Source organism: Lentzea sp. NBRC 102530, assembly GCF_030269365.1.
In the GTDB taxonomy this organism is placed as follows: domain Bacteria; phylum Actinomycetota; class Actinomycetes; order Mycobacteriales; family Pseudonocardiaceae; genus Lentzea.
In genome coordinates, this window is the sequence record NZ_BSTF01000007.1 from 258,723 (window position 1) to 274,658 (window position 15,936).

The 15,936-nt window shown below is 71.0% G+C and carries 11 protein-coding genes; 4 read left to right on the top strand and 7 right to left on the bottom strand.

Going from position 1 to position 15,936, the window contains the following annotated elements:
* Window position 1 precedes the first annotated feature (1 nt).
* Window positions 2–412 carry a Calx-beta domain-containing protein gene (locus tag QSK25_RS20795; RefSeq protein WP_285640443.1) on the top strand — a complete coding sequence of 137 codons (411 nt, stop codon included), beginning with the start codon at window positions 2–4 and terminating at the stop codon, window positions 410–412.
* Here the strand turns inward: QSK25_RS20795 and QSK25_RS20800 are convergent.
* The 3 genes from QSK25_RS20800 to QSK25_RS20810 all read right to left on the bottom strand — a co-directional run bounded on the left by QSK25_RS20800 (window position 390) and on the right by QSK25_RS20810 (window position 5,655).
* Window positions 390–3,173, bottom strand: a complete 2,784-nt coding sequence (locus QSK25_RS20800) for an AfsR/SARP family transcriptional regulator (protein ID WP_285640444.1) — start codon at window positions 3,171–3,173, stop codon at window positions 390–392. The two genes, QSK25_RS20795 and QSK25_RS20800, sit on opposite strands and share 23 nt — an antisense overlap.
* A 253-nt stretch (window positions 3,174–3,426) precedes the next feature.
* Window positions 3,427–4,938 carry a hypothetical protein gene (locus QSK25_RS20805; protein WP_285640445.1) on the bottom strand — a complete coding sequence of 504 codons (1,512 nt, stop codon included), beginning with the start codon at window positions 4,936–4,938 and terminating at the stop codon, window positions 3,427–3,429.
* A 42-nt stretch (window positions 4,939–4,980) separates the two neighbouring features.
* Window positions 4,981–5,655: a TetR/AcrR family transcriptional regulator gene (locus tag QSK25_RS20810; RefSeq protein ID WP_285640446.1), complete on the bottom strand. Its 675-nt coding sequence runs from the start codon at window positions 5,653–5,655 to the stop codon at window positions 4,981–4,983.
* A 53-nt stretch (window positions 5,656–5,708) separates the two neighbouring features.
* Here QSK25_RS20810 and QSK25_RS20815 point away from each other — a divergent pair, with 53 nt between their 5' ends.
* From QSK25_RS20815 to QSK25_RS20825, 3 genes are all read left to right on the top strand, one after another.
* Window positions 5,709–7,127, top strand: a complete 1,419-nt coding sequence (locus tag QSK25_RS20815) for an MFS transporter (protein ID WP_285640447.1) — start codon at window positions 5,709–5,711, stop codon at window positions 7,125–7,127.
* Between the two features lie 49 nt (window positions 7,128–7,176).
* On the top strand, window positions 7,177–9,159 hold the full coding sequence (locus QSK25_RS20820) for an ATP-binding protein (RefSeq protein ID WP_285640448.1): 1,983 nt from the start codon (window positions 7,177–7,179) through the stop codon (window positions 9,157–9,159).
* 94 nt (window positions 9,160–9,253) lie between these two features.
* Entirely contained in the window at window positions 9,254–10,615 is a 1,362-nt protein-coding gene (locus QSK25_RS20825) for an alpha-amylase (RefSeq protein WP_285640450.1), read from the top strand.
* A gap of 52 nt (window positions 10,616–10,667) precedes the next feature.
* On the opposite strand, the gene QSK25_RS20830 is transcribed toward QSK25_RS20825, so the two are convergent.
* From QSK25_RS20830 to QSK25_RS20845, 4 genes are all read right to left on the bottom strand, one after another.
* The gene (locus QSK25_RS20830; RefSeq protein WP_502881881.1) at window positions 10,668–11,789 is read right to left on the bottom strand and encodes a S1 family peptidase; all 1,122 of its coding nucleotides are present in this window, start codon (window positions 11,787–11,789) and stop codon (window positions 10,668–10,670) included.
* A gap of 174 nt (window positions 11,790–11,963) precedes the next feature.
* Window positions 11,964–13,061, bottom strand: a complete 1,098-nt coding sequence (locus QSK25_RS20835; protein ID WP_285640454.1) for a zinc-binding dehydrogenase — start codon at window positions 13,059–13,061, stop codon at window positions 11,964–11,966.
* Window positions 13,058–13,489, bottom strand: coding sequence for an acyl-CoA thioesterase (locus tag QSK25_RS20840; RefSeq protein ID WP_285640456.1), 432 nt, complete (start codon window positions 13,487–13,489; stop codon window positions 13,058–13,060). Before QSK25_RS20840 ends, QSK25_RS20835 begins: the two co-directional genes overlap by 4 nt.
* Entirely contained in the window at window positions 13,482–15,851 is a 2,370-nt protein-coding gene (locus QSK25_RS20845) for a helix-turn-helix transcriptional regulator (protein ID WP_285640458.1), read from the bottom strand. The genes QSK25_RS20840 and QSK25_RS20845 overlap by 8 nt, the downstream gene beginning before the upstream one ends.
* Window positions 15,852–15,936: the final 85 nt, after the last annotated feature.

Consider the following 15,936-nt stretch of genomic DNA (forward strand, 5'->3'; position numbering starts at 1 on the left):
AATGAAGACCATCATGGTGTTGTTGCTGCTTCTGCTCGGGATCGTGCCCGCGCACGGAGCAGCGGACTGCCAACCTCCGGACTGCCCGGTCGTCGTGGACGCGATCGACGGACCGGTGCACGAGTCGGCGGACTCGTACACGGCGACGTTGAAGCTGCGCAACGGTCCCGCGAAGCAGGACGTCGAGGTCGCCTACCGGTTCGTCGACGGCACGGCGAAGCTGGGTGAGGACTACTCGGCGGCGCCGCGCGGCACGGTCACCATCAGGGCGGGCGAACCCCAGGGCGCCGTGCCGTACAAGGTGCTCCGGGTGACGGGCCAGGAGAGGAAGTTCACGCTGGAGATCACCTCGGTGAAGCAGGGCCAGATCGGCAAGCGGGTCGCCGTCTTCACGATCGCCGGCAAGAGGTGAACAGCCTGACGGCCTGAGCCCAGTGCCGCGCGGCCTCGGTCCACCGCCCGTTCCGGCCCTCCAGGTCGGCGAACGTGCGGTGGACCAGGGCCTGTTCGAACTCGTCCGGGGCCTGGGTCCGTGCCCGGAGCGCCTCGGCGAGGTGCTCGCGGGCCGCTTCCCGTTGGCCCAGCGCCAGTTCCGCCTCGGCGAGGTCGCGCAACGTCGAAGCTTCGCGGTGCCCGTCGCCGAGGTCGCGGCAGACTTCCAGCGCCGCGGTGAGGTTGGCCCTCGCCGCAGTGGGATCCGCCAGCGCCAACTGGGTCACGCCGAGTCCGGTCAGGGCGTCCGCCTCGAAACGGCGGTCGGCGATCTCGCGGCTGATCTTCAGGGCGTCGCCGAAGTAGAGCAGTGCCGGGGCGTGGTCGGCGAGCCGGTGGAAGGCGTCGCCGAGCGTCATCAGCGTCGCGGCCTCCAGTCGCCGGTTCTCCTCGGCGCGGAACGTGTCCAGCGCCTTGAACAACGGTTCCGCCGCCTGGTCGGGCCTGCCCATCCGGACGTAGGTGTAGCCGAGGTTGCGCCGGGCCAGCGCCACGCCGACGTCGTCGCCCGCCGCCCCGTGCACGTCCATCGCCGCCCGGTAGGACTTCAGGGCCTCGCCGAACGCGCGGAGTTCCGAGTGCGCGTTGCCGATGTTGTTGTGCAGCCTGGCTTCTCCGCGCAGGTCGCCTGCTTCGCGGACGAGGTGGAGCGCCTGCCGTTGCACGATCATGGCTTCGGCGATGCGGGACGTCATCTGCAGCGCGATCCCCTGTCCGCGCAGCATTTCCGCCTCGGCGCGCTGGTCGCCGAGCGCGCGGGCGGCGTCCACGGCGTGCTCGCACTGCTCGACGCGGGCCGCCCAGTTGCCGCGCGCCTCGAAGTAACTCGTCAGCAGGTACGCGAGCTGCCAGGTCTCGCGGTGCAGGCCGTGTTCTGCCGCGAGGCGGATGACGGGCAGCAGGTTGTCGCGTTCGGCGTCGAGGTAGGCGAGCACCTCCGCGCGGTCGTCGCCGAACGGCAGGTCGTCGGAGGCTGGTCTGCTCACCAGGTCGTGGCGCGGGTTGAGCACCTGGCCCGCCGCGTGGGCGATGGTGAGGTACCGGTCGAGCACCCGTTCCGCGCCGTCGCCGAGGTCGCCGCTCTGCCGGGCGAACAGGCGGATCAGGTCGTGCAGCGCGTAGCGGCCGGTGCCGGTCTCACTGACGAGGTGGGAGGCGACGAGTTCGTCCAGGCCCGGCCCGAGCGCGTCGGCGAGGTCGGCGGGGAAGCTCGCGCCGGGGTGCTCGCCGAGCACCCGGAAGAGCCGCGCGGCCTGCGGGCTCAGCGTCCGGTGCGCGCTGGCGAACACCGCGCGGACCGTGCGGTCGTCACCGTCGACCGACAGGACGTCCAGCGGGTCGTTGCGGGTGAGTTCGCGCACGAGGTCGGCGATCCGGCGGCTCGGCCGGATCGCGAGGCGTGCCGCGGCGATCCTGAGGGCGAGCGGCAGGCGTCCACAGTGGACGGCGAGGTCGGCGGTGGCGGCGACCTCGGCGTCAGTCCTCGATCGGCCGAGGATTCCGGCCAGCAGGTCGTGCGCTTCGGCTTCGCTGAGCAGGCCGAGGCTCACGGTGTGCACCGCGTGCCGCGTGCCCAGCGCCGACAGCGCGTCGCGGCTCGTGATCAGCAGCAGGTTGCCCTGATCACCCGGCACGAGCGGCAGCACGTCCCGCGCGCGGCGGACGTCGTCGAGCAGGATCAGGATCCTCTTGCCGTGCAACAACGTCCGGTACAGCGGCGCGGGATCGGCGGGCATCCGGTCCGGCGGGACCCCGAGGCCGTGCAGCATCTCCGCCATCGCCTGGGCGGGCGTGAGCCGGTGCAGGTCCAGGAACACCTGGCCGTCGGGGAACCGGTCGGCGACCCGCCGCGCCCACTCGACCGCGAAGGTGGTCTTCCCGACGCCCGCGACCCCGGACACGACGACGATCGGCGGCAGGGATTCCAGCTGGGCGAACTCGGCGGCGCGACCGGTGAAGTGCCCGGCGCGCGCGGGCAGCTGGGCGGGCTTCGCGCTGTGCAGCAACGGATCGCGGCGCAGGATCGCGGTGTGCAGGGCGCTGATCTCCGGCCCGGGATCGGCGCCGAGCTCGTCCGCGAGCCGCTGCCTGAGTCTCCGGAACACCTCCAGCGCGTCGGCGTGCCTGCCGTCGTGGTGCAACGCCCGCATCAGCAGCCCGGCCGGCCGTTCCCGGGTCGGATGACCGGCCACCAGCCGTTCCAGCTCCTCGATCGCGTCGCGCTGGTCGAGCCGCTCTGCCCAGAACGTCTCCAGCGCCGCGATCCGCTGCTCCCGCAACCGGTCGACCTCCGCGCGCCCCCACCCGAACAGCTCGGTGCCCGCCAGCGGCTCACCCCGCCACAGGCTCAGATCGCGGGTGCGGTCGAACGCCGCCGCGTCCACGTTCGCGTCGAGCTGGTACCCGCCCGGCTTGGTCATCAGCGCGCCGGGCATCCCGCAGTCGGCGAGCGCCTGCCGCACCCGCGCGACGTGACTGTGCAACGACCTCACGGCCGTGCGCGGCGGATCATCTCCCCACAACACGTCGACGAGGCGGTTGACGGCGACCGGCCTACCGGCGTTCAGCGCGAGCACCGCGACGATGCTGCGCTGCCGGGCGCCGGTGAGCACCGCGGTCCCCTGCGGCCCGCACACCTCTACCGGCCCGAGAATCCGGACCTCACCGTCAGTTCGCCGCACATCACGTCACGTTAGCCCGCACGTTTCGCTGGTCGTAGCGCTGAACGTGGGACGAAACCGGCAATTGCACTGCCGGTTCGCCCCTATCGCAGCCTCCTACGGACGGACGCGGTCCGTCGCGCAGCCGACCAGGAGCACACCCAGGACGGCCGCGAGCACGTGGTCACCGCTGAGCGCACAGGCGCCAGCGAGTGTGATCCAGAGCACAAGCCTCATGGATCGAGGTTAGGGACCGTACGACGGTCACCGCATCTCATTTGGGAAAGGCTTGATAGTCCCTTGAGCGAAACTGCAAACAAAGGCGCAGGGCCAGCACCTGAACAGCGATTTCGAGCCCCGCGATCGTCTCGTCCGCCACCTCGCCCGGATCGCGGCCCGCCACGTCGAGCCGCATCCGGAACCGGAAGTGGGGTTCGGTGAACATCTCCGCGTACGCGAAGTCGAGCTCGGCCAGGTCCGGGCCGTCCCACGAGGACCAGCACGAACCGCGGCCGAACCCCCGGCGGCCCAGGATCGAGGGGTCGGCTTGCAGCCGTTCGGTCACGAGGCGCGCCACCGTCCGGGCGGGCCACTCCCAGCTGTGGTCCTGGGCGACGCGGGCGACCTCGCGGTCGTAGGCGGCCGCGTCGAACCGGTGCTCGCCCGGCAACCTGGCGCCGATAACGCACTTCCAGTCGCGCCAGACGACCTCGTCGCCTTCACGCACGATCGTGACCCGCAGCTCCGCGCCGTCGTTCTCGTCCAGCACGATCTCCCGCGGCTCGGTCGTGGCGGTCAGCCGCGGGATCACCTGCTCCGGCGAGTCGGCCCTCCAGCAACCGAACACCCGCGCCGCGATCGGCACGCCGTCGATCACCACCCTGGCCTCGGCCGCGCTCACCGGGTCCGGCGGCGACGTCACGACCCGCACGGCGAACCCCGACGGCGGCACGTCGAGCGCCGCCACCCGCAGGGTCGCCCAGGGGGTCACCGAACCCAGCTCCTCGATCCAGGCCGAAGCGATCTCCCGCAGGGCCGCCACCAGGTCGACGCGCTGGTCACCGAGCACCAGTGCCGCGTACCCGGTGGCGATCTCGTCGGCGAACGCGATCAACGCCACGAGCCGTTCGGGGGTAGCGGGGCGGAGGTGGGCGAGTTCGACCCAGCGCCGGCAGGCCGCCACCGCGTCCGCGTACTCGTGCAGCACCGAATAGCCGTGCGCCCGGGACATGCCGTGCAACAGCCTGCCCGCCTGGTCCCACAACCGGTCCGGCACGTCGAACTGGTCGAGCAGGCCCAGCAGGTCGTGTGCCTCGGCGACGCGGCGGGCGACGCTGCCGTCGCCGCAGTGGGCCCGCACCCAGTCCGCGATCCACGGATCGGTGTGCGTGATCAACCGGCGGATCACCAGGTACCGCTCACCGGCGTCCTCCGCGAGCCGGACGGCGGTCCGTTCAGCTCCGGGGACCCGCACCAGCACCTGGACGGCGAACCGCCTCAGGGCCGGCACCCGCGCGAGCGAGGTGATCTCCTGGACGTCGGCCGGTTCGGCGGCACCGTCCAGCAGCTTGAGGCCGAGGAGGCGGAGGCGGTCGTCGGCGCCGTGGGAGATCAACCAGCGGGCCGCGCCGAGCAACGGGGTCATGGGCTCGAACCGGCCACCGAGAACGGTGGTCTCGATGTCCCGCAGATCGAGGTCGAGGGCGACGACCTCGTCGTGCAGCCGGTGCGGATCGCCGTCGTACCGGGTGAGGAGGGCGAGCAGCCGCTCGCGCGTCTCGCTCACCGGGCGGGGGAGAACTCGATTCTGTTCGTCATGATCGGCACCCTACCCGAGCCCGTCGAGCATCAGCCGCAGCGCGAACTCGAACCGCTCGTGCCCCTCGCCCGAGTTCAGCTCCGAGGCGTGCTCCACCACCAGAGGGAACCGGTTCACCGGCAGCATCCCCAGGCGCGCCAGCATCTCGTCGCGGTCGACCGAGCCGCGCAGTGACGACTCGACCGTGTAGGCGCTGACGTACAGCAACAACGCGTCGATCGTCCACGCCGCCGTGCGCACCGCCACCCCGCCCGCCACGAACAACGCGAGCAGGCCCTCGGTGATCCGGAGCGTGTCGAGGTTGGCGGGCGGCGCGTTCAACGCGGCCCGTGCGATGCCCGGATGACGCAGGAACTGGTCGCGCAGCTGACCGCACACGTCGACGACCTGCGCGCGCCACTCCCGCGCATCCGGTTCCGGCAGCGTGATGTTCCGGCTCAGCGTGCCGATGAGCAGGTCGTCGAGGTCGGCCTTGTTGCGCACGTGGGCGTAGAGCGACGCCGGTCCGGTGCCGAGCGCGGCGGCGACGCGGCGCATGGTCAGCGCGTCGAACCCCTCGGCCCGCACCAGCTCGAGCGCGGTCCCGACGATGCGCCCGACCGTGATCGGCTCCTTGCGGGCCGGGGCCGAGTCGAGAGCGGCGATCTGGTCCGCCCACTCCTCGCGGGACGAGTTCCTGGTCATACCGCCCAGCCTACCAGTTGACCCGAACAGTGTTCGTGAGTAGAACAGTGTTCGTGTCCGACTGTGTGCAGCCTCGGCTGCGTTCACCGAGCTCGCTGCGAGAGGCGTGGATCGCCCTCGCGGGGCTGTCCGCCGTCTTCCTGTTCGAGATGCTCGACAACTCGATCCTGAACGTCGCGCTGCCCACGATCGGCCGCGACCTGCACGCCTCCACCACCGCCCTGCAGTGGGTCTCGAACTCGTACGCCGTCGTGTTCGGCGGCCTGATGCTGGTGTTCGGCGCCGTCGCGGACCGCTACGGCCGCCGCCGCGTGATGCTCGCGGGCCTCGCCCTGCTGGGCCTCGCGAGCCTCGCCACCCTGTTCGTCACCTCGACCGCGGGCCTCATCGCCGTCCGCTCGGTGATGGGCGTCGCCGCCGCCATGACCACGCCGGGTTCGATCGCGCTGGCGTTCCGCCTCTTCCGCACCGACGACCTGCGCGTCCGCGCGATGACCCTCATCTCGACGGTGGGCCTGGTGGGCCTCGCGATCGGCCCGCCCCTGGGCGGTTTCCTGCTCGCCGTGGCTCCCTGGCAGGCGTTGCTGCTGATCAACGTCCCGATCGCCGCGCTGGCGTTCCTCGGCATCGGCCGCGGCATCGCCCCCGACGACGACCTGCACCGCGACCCCGCCGACTACCTGGGCGGCGTGCTCGGCACGGCGACCGTCGTGCTGGCCCTGGTCGTGCCGACCTTCTTCGCCGAAGGCCACCCCTGGCTCGGCTCGGGCGCCGCCGCGCTGACCGTGCTGACAGCCGTGCTCTTCGTCGTGCGGCAGCGCACCTTCCACCACCCGTTGCTCGACCTGAAGCTCGTCGGGCACCCGCTGGTGTCGAGCGGCCTCGCCTACAAGGCCGCGACCGGCCTCGCCGCCGCCGGCCTCACCTACCTGGTGACTCTGCAACTCCAGCTCGACTGGGGCTGGTCCCCCGCCCTCGCCGCCGCCGGGGTGCTGCCGCAGGTCGCGGTGCTGATCGCGGCGGGCCCGGTGGTCAACCGGTTCGTCCGCCGCGCCGGCCTGGACCGGGCCGTCTGGCTGGGCGCACTCGCCGTCGTCGCCGGGCTGGCCGTGTACGCGACGCTCGGCCGTCTGAACTACCTGCCGGTCGCTCTCGCTCTCGTGCTGGTCGCCATCGGCATCCGCGTGGTCGGCGCGGTCGCGGGCGTCAACGTCCTCAAGGGACTGCCCGAGAACCGGACGTCGATCGGCGCCGCGCTGGCCGACACCGCGTCCCAGGTGACCTCGGCCGCCGGCGTGGCGGTCAGCGGCACGGTGCTGGCGGTGCTGTTCGCGGGCGGCATCGCGCAGCCGGGCTGGACCGCGCGGCAGACCGGGCAGTTCGAGACCGCCGTGACGATCGGCGGCCTGACCCTCACCGGCATGGCCGCGGCGCTCGTCGGCTGGGCGTACCTCCGCGCCCGCTCTGTTTGACCTCGTATGGACTACAGCGTGGCGGCTACGAGCGCGGTTACCGTGCCTTGTGAGCAACGAGGTCGGCGACGTCCACGGCCAGGTCGTGCAGGCCGGCCACGTGGGCCGCATCGACGTCCACCCGACACCGGTCCCGGTGACCGCGCTGTCCGGACTGCCACCCGCCACCACGGTCTTCTGCGGCAGGCACGCCGAACTGGCCGCATTGAGAGCCTGCTGGTCGGCCGAAGGCCCGGCGGTGGTGTCCAGCTCCGTCGCCGGGCTCGCGGGCATCGGCAAGACCGAACTGGTCCTGCACGCGGCCCACCGCGCGGTCGAGGACGGCGAGTTCCCCGGCGGCGTCCTGTTCGTCGACCTCCAGGGCTACGACGAAGCCCGCCGCGTCTCATCGGCCCAGGCCCTGGACGGCTTCCTGCGCGCGCTGGGCGTGGACAGCCACCAGATCCCGCCCACCGAGGACCAACGGGCCGTGCTCTACCGGTCCGTGCTCCACTCCCGACCGCGGATGCTGGTCGTGCTCGACAACACCGCATCTACTACGCAGGTCAGGCCGTTGCTGCCGGGATCAAGGCACGCGGTGGTGATCACCAGCAGGCACACGCTGTCCGGACTGGACGAAGCCCACCACCTCGACCTGGGCCTGCTCGCCGAGCCCGAGGCCACCGAACTGGTGGGAGATTCCGGACTCGCAGCGTTGTGCGGACGTCTCCCCCTGGCGTTGCGGATCATGCGGGCGCTCATCAAGACCGACCCGCAAGCCGACTGGGAGCAGGAACTCGGCGACGCCCAGCACCGCCTCGATTTGCTCGACGACGGCGACAGTCGCGGAGTGCACGCCGCGTTCGACCTGTCCTACCGCTCGCTCGACGCGGAACAGGCGAGGCTGTTCCGCCTGCTCGCGCTGCACCCCACCGACGAGTTCCCGGTCGAAGGCGCGGCGGCGCTGGCGGATCGGCCGCAGCCGCGTGTCCGCCAGTTGCTCCGGGAACTCGTGCGCGCGCATCTCGTCGAGCCGGGTGCCAGCCCTGGTTGGTACACCTTCCACGACCTGGTCCGGCTCTACGCGAGCTGTCACGCGAAGGCCGATGACGAGAGCGAAGCCGCGGTCAACCGGATGATGGCTCACTACGCGACCAAGGCCCACGCCGCACACTGGCGCCGCTCCACACCGGCGCCTTTCCGAAGCCGTGAGGACGCCTTCGCGTGGTTCGATCGCACGTGGTCCGTGCTGACCGCGACGGCAGCACTCGCGGCGGAACAGCAACGAGCCGACGTCCTGTTCCCCCTGGCCGAAAGCCTGTGGTCCTACTTCGACATCCGCTGGCCTCCTGATCGGCTCCGCGAAATCTGCCAATCAGCTCTCGAACTGGCGAAAGCCGTGCAGGACCGGAGTTGGGAAGCGCGCACACAAACCGAGTTGGGCAACGTCTACGTGCGTACGCGACAGTTCCCGGAGGGCATCGCCCACATCGAGAAATCGCTTCCGCTGCACCGCGCGGTCAGCGACCGGCACACCCTGGCCGGCGTGTTGAACGACCTCGGCAGCGCCTATCGCAAGTCAGGTCGCCCGGCCGACGCCTCCGTCGTCTACGCCGAAGCGCTCGACATCAGACAAGCGATCGGTTACCGCCATGGTGAAGGCCAGGTGCTTAACAACCTCGGCAACGCAGCGCGCCAACTAGCGGACTTCGCGGCCGCGTCCGAGTGGTATGACAAGGCCCTGACAGTCCGCGAGCACATCGGTGACCAACGCGGCAAAGCCCAGACGCACAACAACATGGCCACTAATCTGATGTTCCAGGGCGACTACGACGAAGCGATCAGCCTGTACCTCGTGGCAGTCGGCGAACATCGTGACTTAAAGCAGCCTTACCGCGAGGCGTGGACTCTCACCATGCTGGGCAAGGCGCTGAACGCGGTGGGACGGCGGGCGGACGCCGAGGGTGCATGGCACAAGTCGTTGTCTCTTCTCGAACGACTTCGTGCCGAACGCGAGGCACAGGAAGTCCGCGACCTTTTGGCCCACCCCTAGACGGCCGAATTGCTCCGGAAAGTTCTTGCAACGCTTTGCCAGGTGTGCCCTCGGATGCTACGAACGGGTGTACCCCTGCACACAAGGAGACAACGTGGTTTCCTCGGTTTCGCGCACCCTTCTCGTGGTGCTGTTGATCGCCGGACTGTCCACACCGGTGCAAAGTCTTGCGGCGCCGCCAGGCGCCAAGGACGTGACCGTCACCCTGTTCCAATGGCCGTTCGCCCGCGTGGCAACGGAATGCACGAACGTCCTGGGCCCCAAGGGCTACGGCTACGTCGAGGTCTCCCCGGCGACCGAGCACATCCAGGGTCCGCAGTGGTGGACCAGCTACCAGCCGGTCAGCTACCGGATCGCGGGCAGGCTCGGCGACGAGAACGCCTTCCGCACCATGGTCAGCACCTGCCACAACGCCGGCGTGAAGGTCATCGCGGACGCGGTGATCAACCACATGAGCGCCGGCTCGGGCACCGGTACCGGCGGATCGGGTTACTCGAAGTACAACTACCCCGGTTACTACAGCGACTGGGACTTCCACGGCTGTCGCAGCCCGATCAGCAACTACCAGGACCGCTACAACGTCCAGAACTGCGAGCTGGTCAGCCTGTCCGATCTGGACACCGGCAGCGACTACGTGCGCACCACCATCGCGGCCTACCTCAACCGGTTGATCGCGATGGGCGTGGACGGGTTCCGCATCGACGCGGCCAAGCACATCCCGGCCGCCGACATGGCCGCGATCAAGGGGAAGCTCAGCAACCCCGGCGTCTTCTGGGTGCACGAGGTCATCTACGGCGCGGGCGAGGCCGTGCAGCCCGGCGAGTACACCGGGTCCGGTGACGTCGACGAGTTCCGCTACGCCTACGACGTCAAGCGGATCTTCCAGAACGAGAACCTGGCTTATCTCAGGACGTTCGGGCAGTCGTGGGGCTTCCTGCCTTCCCACCAGGCCCGGCCGTTCGTCGACAACTGGGACACCGAGCGCAACGGGTCCACGCTGACGTACAAGGACGGGTCCACCTACACGCTGGCGAACGTGTTCATGCTGGCGTGGAACTACGGTGCGCCGCAGGTGTATTCCGGCTACGAGTTCACCGACAAGGACGCGGGTCCGCCCGGGAACTCCGTCTGCTACAGCGGCTGGAAGTGCCAGCACGCCTGGACACAGATCGCGAACATGGTGCGGTTCCGCAACACCGTGGCGGGCACGGACGTGAACAACTGGCAGGACAACGGGTTCGACCTGATCGCGTTCGGCCGCGGCGACAAGGGCTTCGTGGCGATCAACCGGGAGACGTTCGCGGTGACGCGCACGTTCCAGACGGCGCTGCCCGCCGGGAGTTACTGCAACGTCCAGGAGAACGGCTGCGTCCGCGTGACGATCGACGCCAGCGGGCGGTTCACCACGACGCTCGGCGCCGGCACGGCGCTGGCGTTGCACGTCAACGCACGCTGAGAGATCACCGGCCGGCCACCTCGCGAAGCGGTGGCCGGCCGGGAGTTCTCGCCTACGCGGTGTGCAGCCTCAGCCCGTAGACGTTCAGGATCTCGTTGATCGGCTGGAACCACGTGCGACCGCCGCTGGTGCAGTTGCCGTAACCGCCGGACGTGACGCCCTGCGCCTGGTCACCGGTGATGAACGAACCACCGGAGTCGCCGCCCTGGGCGCAGACCGAGGTGCCGACCATCTGGTAGACGGCGCCCTGCGCGTAGTTCACGGTCTCGTTGCGGCCCTGGATCACGCCGCAGTGCCACTGGGTCGTGGAACCCGAGCGGCAGACCGAGGTGCCGACCGGCGCCTCCCACGAACCGCGGACCAGCGCGTCCGGCACCCGGCCCCAGCCGAGCACGACCGGCACGGTCCACCAGCCGCCACCGATGCGCACCCACGCGTAGTCGTTGCCGGGGAACGACGAACCGGCGAAGTTGCCCTGGAACGAACGGTCCCAGCCGTAGACGGCCGCGCCGCCACCGCCGCAGTGCCCCGCCGTCACGTAGCCGCCGTGCACCGAGAAACCGATGGAGCAGCGGACGTTGCCGGTGTAGTACGGGTCGCCGCCGACCGTGCCCGCGGCGTAGGTCTGCGGCTTCTGCACGCCGTCGGTCTTCACGGTGATCGCGCCGAGCTGACGAGCCTTGTCCAGGAACGACGCGACTTCGGCGGTCTGCTTGCCCGCCTCGACGTTCACCACGACGGTGCCGGTGCGGGCGTCGGGCTGCCAGCTCGCGACCGCGGCCGGCACCGAACCCGCCGCGGACATCGCGTCCAGCTTGTTCTTCTGGGCCACCATCGAACCCGACGAGCGGCTGACGACGACGGTCTCGGCGCCGGTGGCCTCGACCTTGCGCGCGGCGGCCTGGTCGGTCACGGCCACGACCAGGCGGTTCTTCGCCTCGTCGAACCAGCTGCCGGCGTAGGAGGTGCCGGCCTCGCTTTCGGCGCGCGGCGCGATGAGCGACGCGCGCTGTTCCTTCTCCAGACGCAGCCGCGCCTGGGCCTCGGTCAGCCCGAACGCCGAGCTCATCGCGGTGAGCAGACCGGGTGACAGCTCCTTCTCAGACGCCTGCGCAGGCGTGGTGAAGGTGGTCCCGACCAGCACGAGTGCCAGCGCGGGCACGATTCTGGGCATGGTGAAGCGCATGCTCTTCTCCTTGTCCGTGCAGGGATCGCCACCCGCCCCGTTGCGGACAGCGACGAACATGAGAGCGCTCTCACCGTGGCGTACGAAGTCCTGGCTGGTCAACAGCTAATACCGGAACTGTCCTGCCCGATTCGTGCCCGTGTGGGCCGAATCGGGCAGGCCTCACATCACCACGACCTGCCGGACGGCCTCTCCGGAGGCCAGCTTGGCGAACCCGTCGTTGATCTCGTGCAGCCCGAGGCGCCCGGAGAGCAGGCCGTCCACCGGGAGCCGTCCGGCGCGGTAGAGGTCGACGAACCTGGGCACGTCCCGGCGCGGCACGCACGAGCCGAGGTAGCTGCCCTTCAGCGTGCGTTCCTCGGCGACCAGGTTCAGCGCGGGCAGGCTGACGGTCCGATCCGGGTGCGGCAGTCCGACGGTGACCGTGGTGCCGCCGACAGCCGTGGCGGCGTAGGCCTGTTCGAGCACGGCCGCGACACCGGTGGTGTCGATGACCTTGTCCGCGCCGCCGCCGGTCAGGTCCCGGACGGCGGCGACCACGTCGGACCCCCCTGCGGCCTCGTGCGTGGCCCCGAGCGTGAGGGCGAGCTTCCGCTTGTTCTCCACCACGTCCACCGCGACGACCTGGGTGGCTCCGGCCGTGACCGCCGCCAGCACCGCCGCGAGCCCGACCCCGCCGAGCCCGAAGACCGCGACCTTCTCCCCCGGCTTGACGTCCGCGCTGTAGAACGCGGCCCCCGCGCCGGTCAGCACGGCGCACCCGAACAGCGCGGCGATGTCGAGCGGCAGGTCCTTCGGCACCAGCGTGGCGGAACGGTCGGAGATCACCGTGTACTCGGCGAACCCGGACACGCCGAGGTGGTGGTGCGGGCGCGTGCCGTCCGGCAGGGTCCAGCGCCGGGCGCCGCCGAGCAACGTGCCGTCGCGGTTCGCCACCGCACCCGGTTCGCACAACGCCTGCCGGCCCGACGCGCACCGGCGGCACGCACCACACGCGGGCACGAACGACAGCACGACGTGGTCACCGGCCTGGAACTCGGCGTTCGGCCCCGCCTCCACGACCTCGCCCGCCGCCTCGTGCCCGAGCACCATCGGCAACGGCCGCACCCGCGAGCCGTCGATCACGGACAGGTCGGAGTGGCACAGTCCGGTGGCGTGCACGCGCACCAGCAGTTCGCCGGGGCCGGGCGGGTCGAGTTCGAGGTCCACGACCTCCAGCGGCCCGCCGACCCCTGTGAGCACCGCTCCGCGCGTCTTCACGCGACCACCAGCCCTTCCATCGCCGTGCGCAGGTCCGCCGGGATCTCGACGGGTTTGCGGGTCGCGCGGTCCACGAAGACGTGCACGAAGTGGCCCTCCGCGATGACGTCCTCCCTGTCCTCGAAGAAGAACCCGACCTCGTAGCGCACGCTGGAGCGGCCGAGGTGCCCGATGCGCAGCCCGGCGTCCATCGCCTCGGGGAACGAGACGGAGGCGCGGTAGTTGCAGTGGGACTCGACGCACAGGCCGATCTGCTGCCCCGCCTGGATGTCCAGCCCGGCGCCGATCAGCCACGTGTTGATCACCGTGTCCATGAACGCGTAGTGGACGACGTTGTTCACGTGGCCGTAGACGTCGTTGTCCGCCCATCGGGTCGGAATCCGCTGCCAGTGCCGGTACTGCTCGTGCACACGACCTCCATCAATCATCGAGTCTCCTGGTGAGCTCGACCCTCGACCGCACGCCGAGCCGCGCGAAGATGTTGCGCAGGTGGTGCTCGACGGTGCGGTGGCTCAGGAACAACCGGGCGGCGACCTCGCGGTTCGTCGCGCCCTCCGCGACCAGCCTGGCGATCTGCGCCTGCTGCGGCGTGAGACCGGGGTGGTCCTTGGGTTCGGTGGAGTCACCGGCGGCGCGCAGTTCGGCTCGGGCCCGGTCGACCCAGTGATCAGCCTGGTAGGACTGGAAGATCCGCACGGCGTCGCGCAGGTGTTCGCGCGCCGCCTTGGGTTTGCGGCCGCGGCGCAGCCTGTTCCCGTACAGCAGCTCGGTCTTGGCGAGTTCCAGTGCCGTGCCGCTGGCGCGGTGCAGCCGGATCGCCTCCTCGAAGTGCTCGTCGGCGGTGCCGGGTTCGAGCAGGCCGTGGCAGCGGTGCGACAACGCCAGCCGGGCCGTGCTCCCCGTGGCACCGGCCCACTTCTCGTACGGCTGCAACGCCCGGTCCCCTGTGGACGGCCGGCCGCACGCGACCGCGGCCTCGACCACCTGGGGTGCCGCCATCACCTTGATGCCCGCGTGGCCGGGGTTGAGCCGCAACCGGTCCAGCGCGTCGGCGGGCCGGTCGCGGGCGAGGTCGACGCACGCGAACGCCCACGCGCCGAACGTGCTCGGCCGGATCAGCCCGCGCTGGGTGATGTGCTCGGTCGCGGTGTCGATGCGCTCCAACGCGGTGTCGGCGTCGCCGCGCAGTGCCGCCAGCAGCGCGAGGATCGTGAGGTGGTCGACCACGGCGTTGTGCTGTCCGATCGCCGTCGCCGCGTGCACGCCCTCCGTCGCCGCGTTCAACGCCGCCGCGTGCTGGTCCAGCAGCAACGCCGACAACGCCCGGTAGACCAGGGCCCACGGCACCAGCGCGGTGAACCCGGTCTCCCGCGCCGCCGTGACCGCGCTCGTGGCCATCTCGTGCGACCGGGTGGCGTCACCGAGCACGTAGGCGGCCTGGCTGGCCCAGATCCGCGCCTGCGGCCCCGGCACCTGGTCGGCGAGGTCGACGACGGTCCGCAGCGCGGGCAACGCCTCGACGTGCCTGCCCTCGAACGTCGCCAGCATGCCGGTGAGGTGGTCGAGCGTGAGCCTGGTGACGGCCGGTTCGTCGGGTTCCCGCAGGTGCTGGGCGAACTCCGCGACGGCCGTGTACCTGCGCAGATCCCCCGCGATGCTCGCCGCCTCGCCCGCGAACCCGAGCGCCGCGACGGCCATCGCCCGCCGCGACCCGGCCAGGCCTCTCGCCGCCCGGATCAGCCGGTCCGCCGCGACGTCCGGCAGGCTCTCGCCGAGGTCGATGCCGCCGACGACGAGGTCCATGAGCGCCCGGAGTTCGGGCGTGTGGGTCATCCGGGTCGCGGTGCGCAACACCGCCCTGGCCCGGTGGGGCGCGCCGTGGGCCCAGTGGTCGGCGGCGGCCTTGAGCAGGTTGTGCGCCTTGTGCTCGGGATCGGTCGTGAGACTCGCGGCCCGGTCGTGGTCACGGGCGGCGCGGGCGAAGTCCCCGCACCGCCGTGCGTGCTCGGCGTGGGCGGTGAGCGCGTCGGCGAGCTGCTCGTCGTGCGCGGTGACGGCCTGGTGCCACGTGCGGCGCGCACCGGGCGGGAGTGTCTCCGCGAGCGTCGCGTGGGCGTGCCGGAGCAGCGCCCTGGGCACGTCGGCCAGCAACGCCGACCGCACCAGCCGGCGCGTGTCGAACAACGGACCCGCCTCGGCGACGGCGGCCAGGTCGAGGGTCTCCGGGTCGATCTCCTCGTCCACCGCGGCCAGCGCCACGACGTGCCGCGCCCCAGGAGAGAGGGCGTCGAACCGGGCTCGCCAGCGCTGTCGCAGCTCACTGCTCTGCGGCAACCGCTCGGGGGCCGGCGCGATACCGCCGAGCTGCGCGGACGTGAGCGAGCCGGCCAGCTCGGTCAGCGCCAGCGGGTTGCCGCACGCCAGGTCCGCCAGGTCGGCGGCCAGGGTCGCCGGCAGACCGGGCACGAGGTCGTGCAGCACCCGCACGCTGGTGGCGGCGTCCAACGGGTCGAGCGCGATGCCCGGCAACCCGCGCGGCGACCCTTCCGCGGCGATGACGAGCGCCGCCCGCGTCCGTTCGACGTCCCGGGCCAGCTGGAGGAGTTCGTCATCGATCTCGGCCACGTCGACGCACAGCAACGCGTCGTACGTGCCCTTCACGGCGTTGAGCAGCGCGGTCTTGCCCGCCCCCGCCTCACCGTGCAGCACAATCGCCCCGCCACGCCCAACGCGCGCACGGTCGACCAACGCGTCCACGGCGACGCGCTGCCGCTCTCGGCCACGCAGCATCAGCCCAGTCTTATGGCGGCACCGGCTCCACCGGAAGAGGTAAGGGCCAAATTCACCTACCACCGTTAGTTTTGCGGTCGAAGCT

Excerpts from the sequence above, each read along its gene's own strand:
- QSK25_RS20795 (WP_285640443.1), top strand. The coding sequence starts at position 2 with ATGAAGACCATCATGGTGTTGTTGCTGCTTCTGCTCGGGATCGTGCCC.
- QSK25_RS20840 (WP_285640456.1), bottom strand. The coding sequence starts at position 13,489 with ATGATTGATGGAGGTCGTGTGCACGAGCAGTACCGGCACTGGCAGCGG.
- QSK25_RS20845 (WP_285640458.1), bottom strand. The coding sequence starts at position 15,851 with ATGCTGCGTGGCCGAGAGCGGCAGCGCGTCGCCGTGGACGCGTTGGTC.
- QSK25_RS20810 (WP_285640446.1), bottom strand. The coding sequence starts at position 5,655 with ATGACCAGGAACTCGTCCCGCGAGGAGTGGGCGGACCAGATCGCCGCT.
- QSK25_RS20830 (WP_502881881.1), bottom strand. The coding sequence starts at position 11,789 with ATGCCCAGAATCGTGCCCGCGCTGGCACTCGTGCTGGTCGGGACCACC.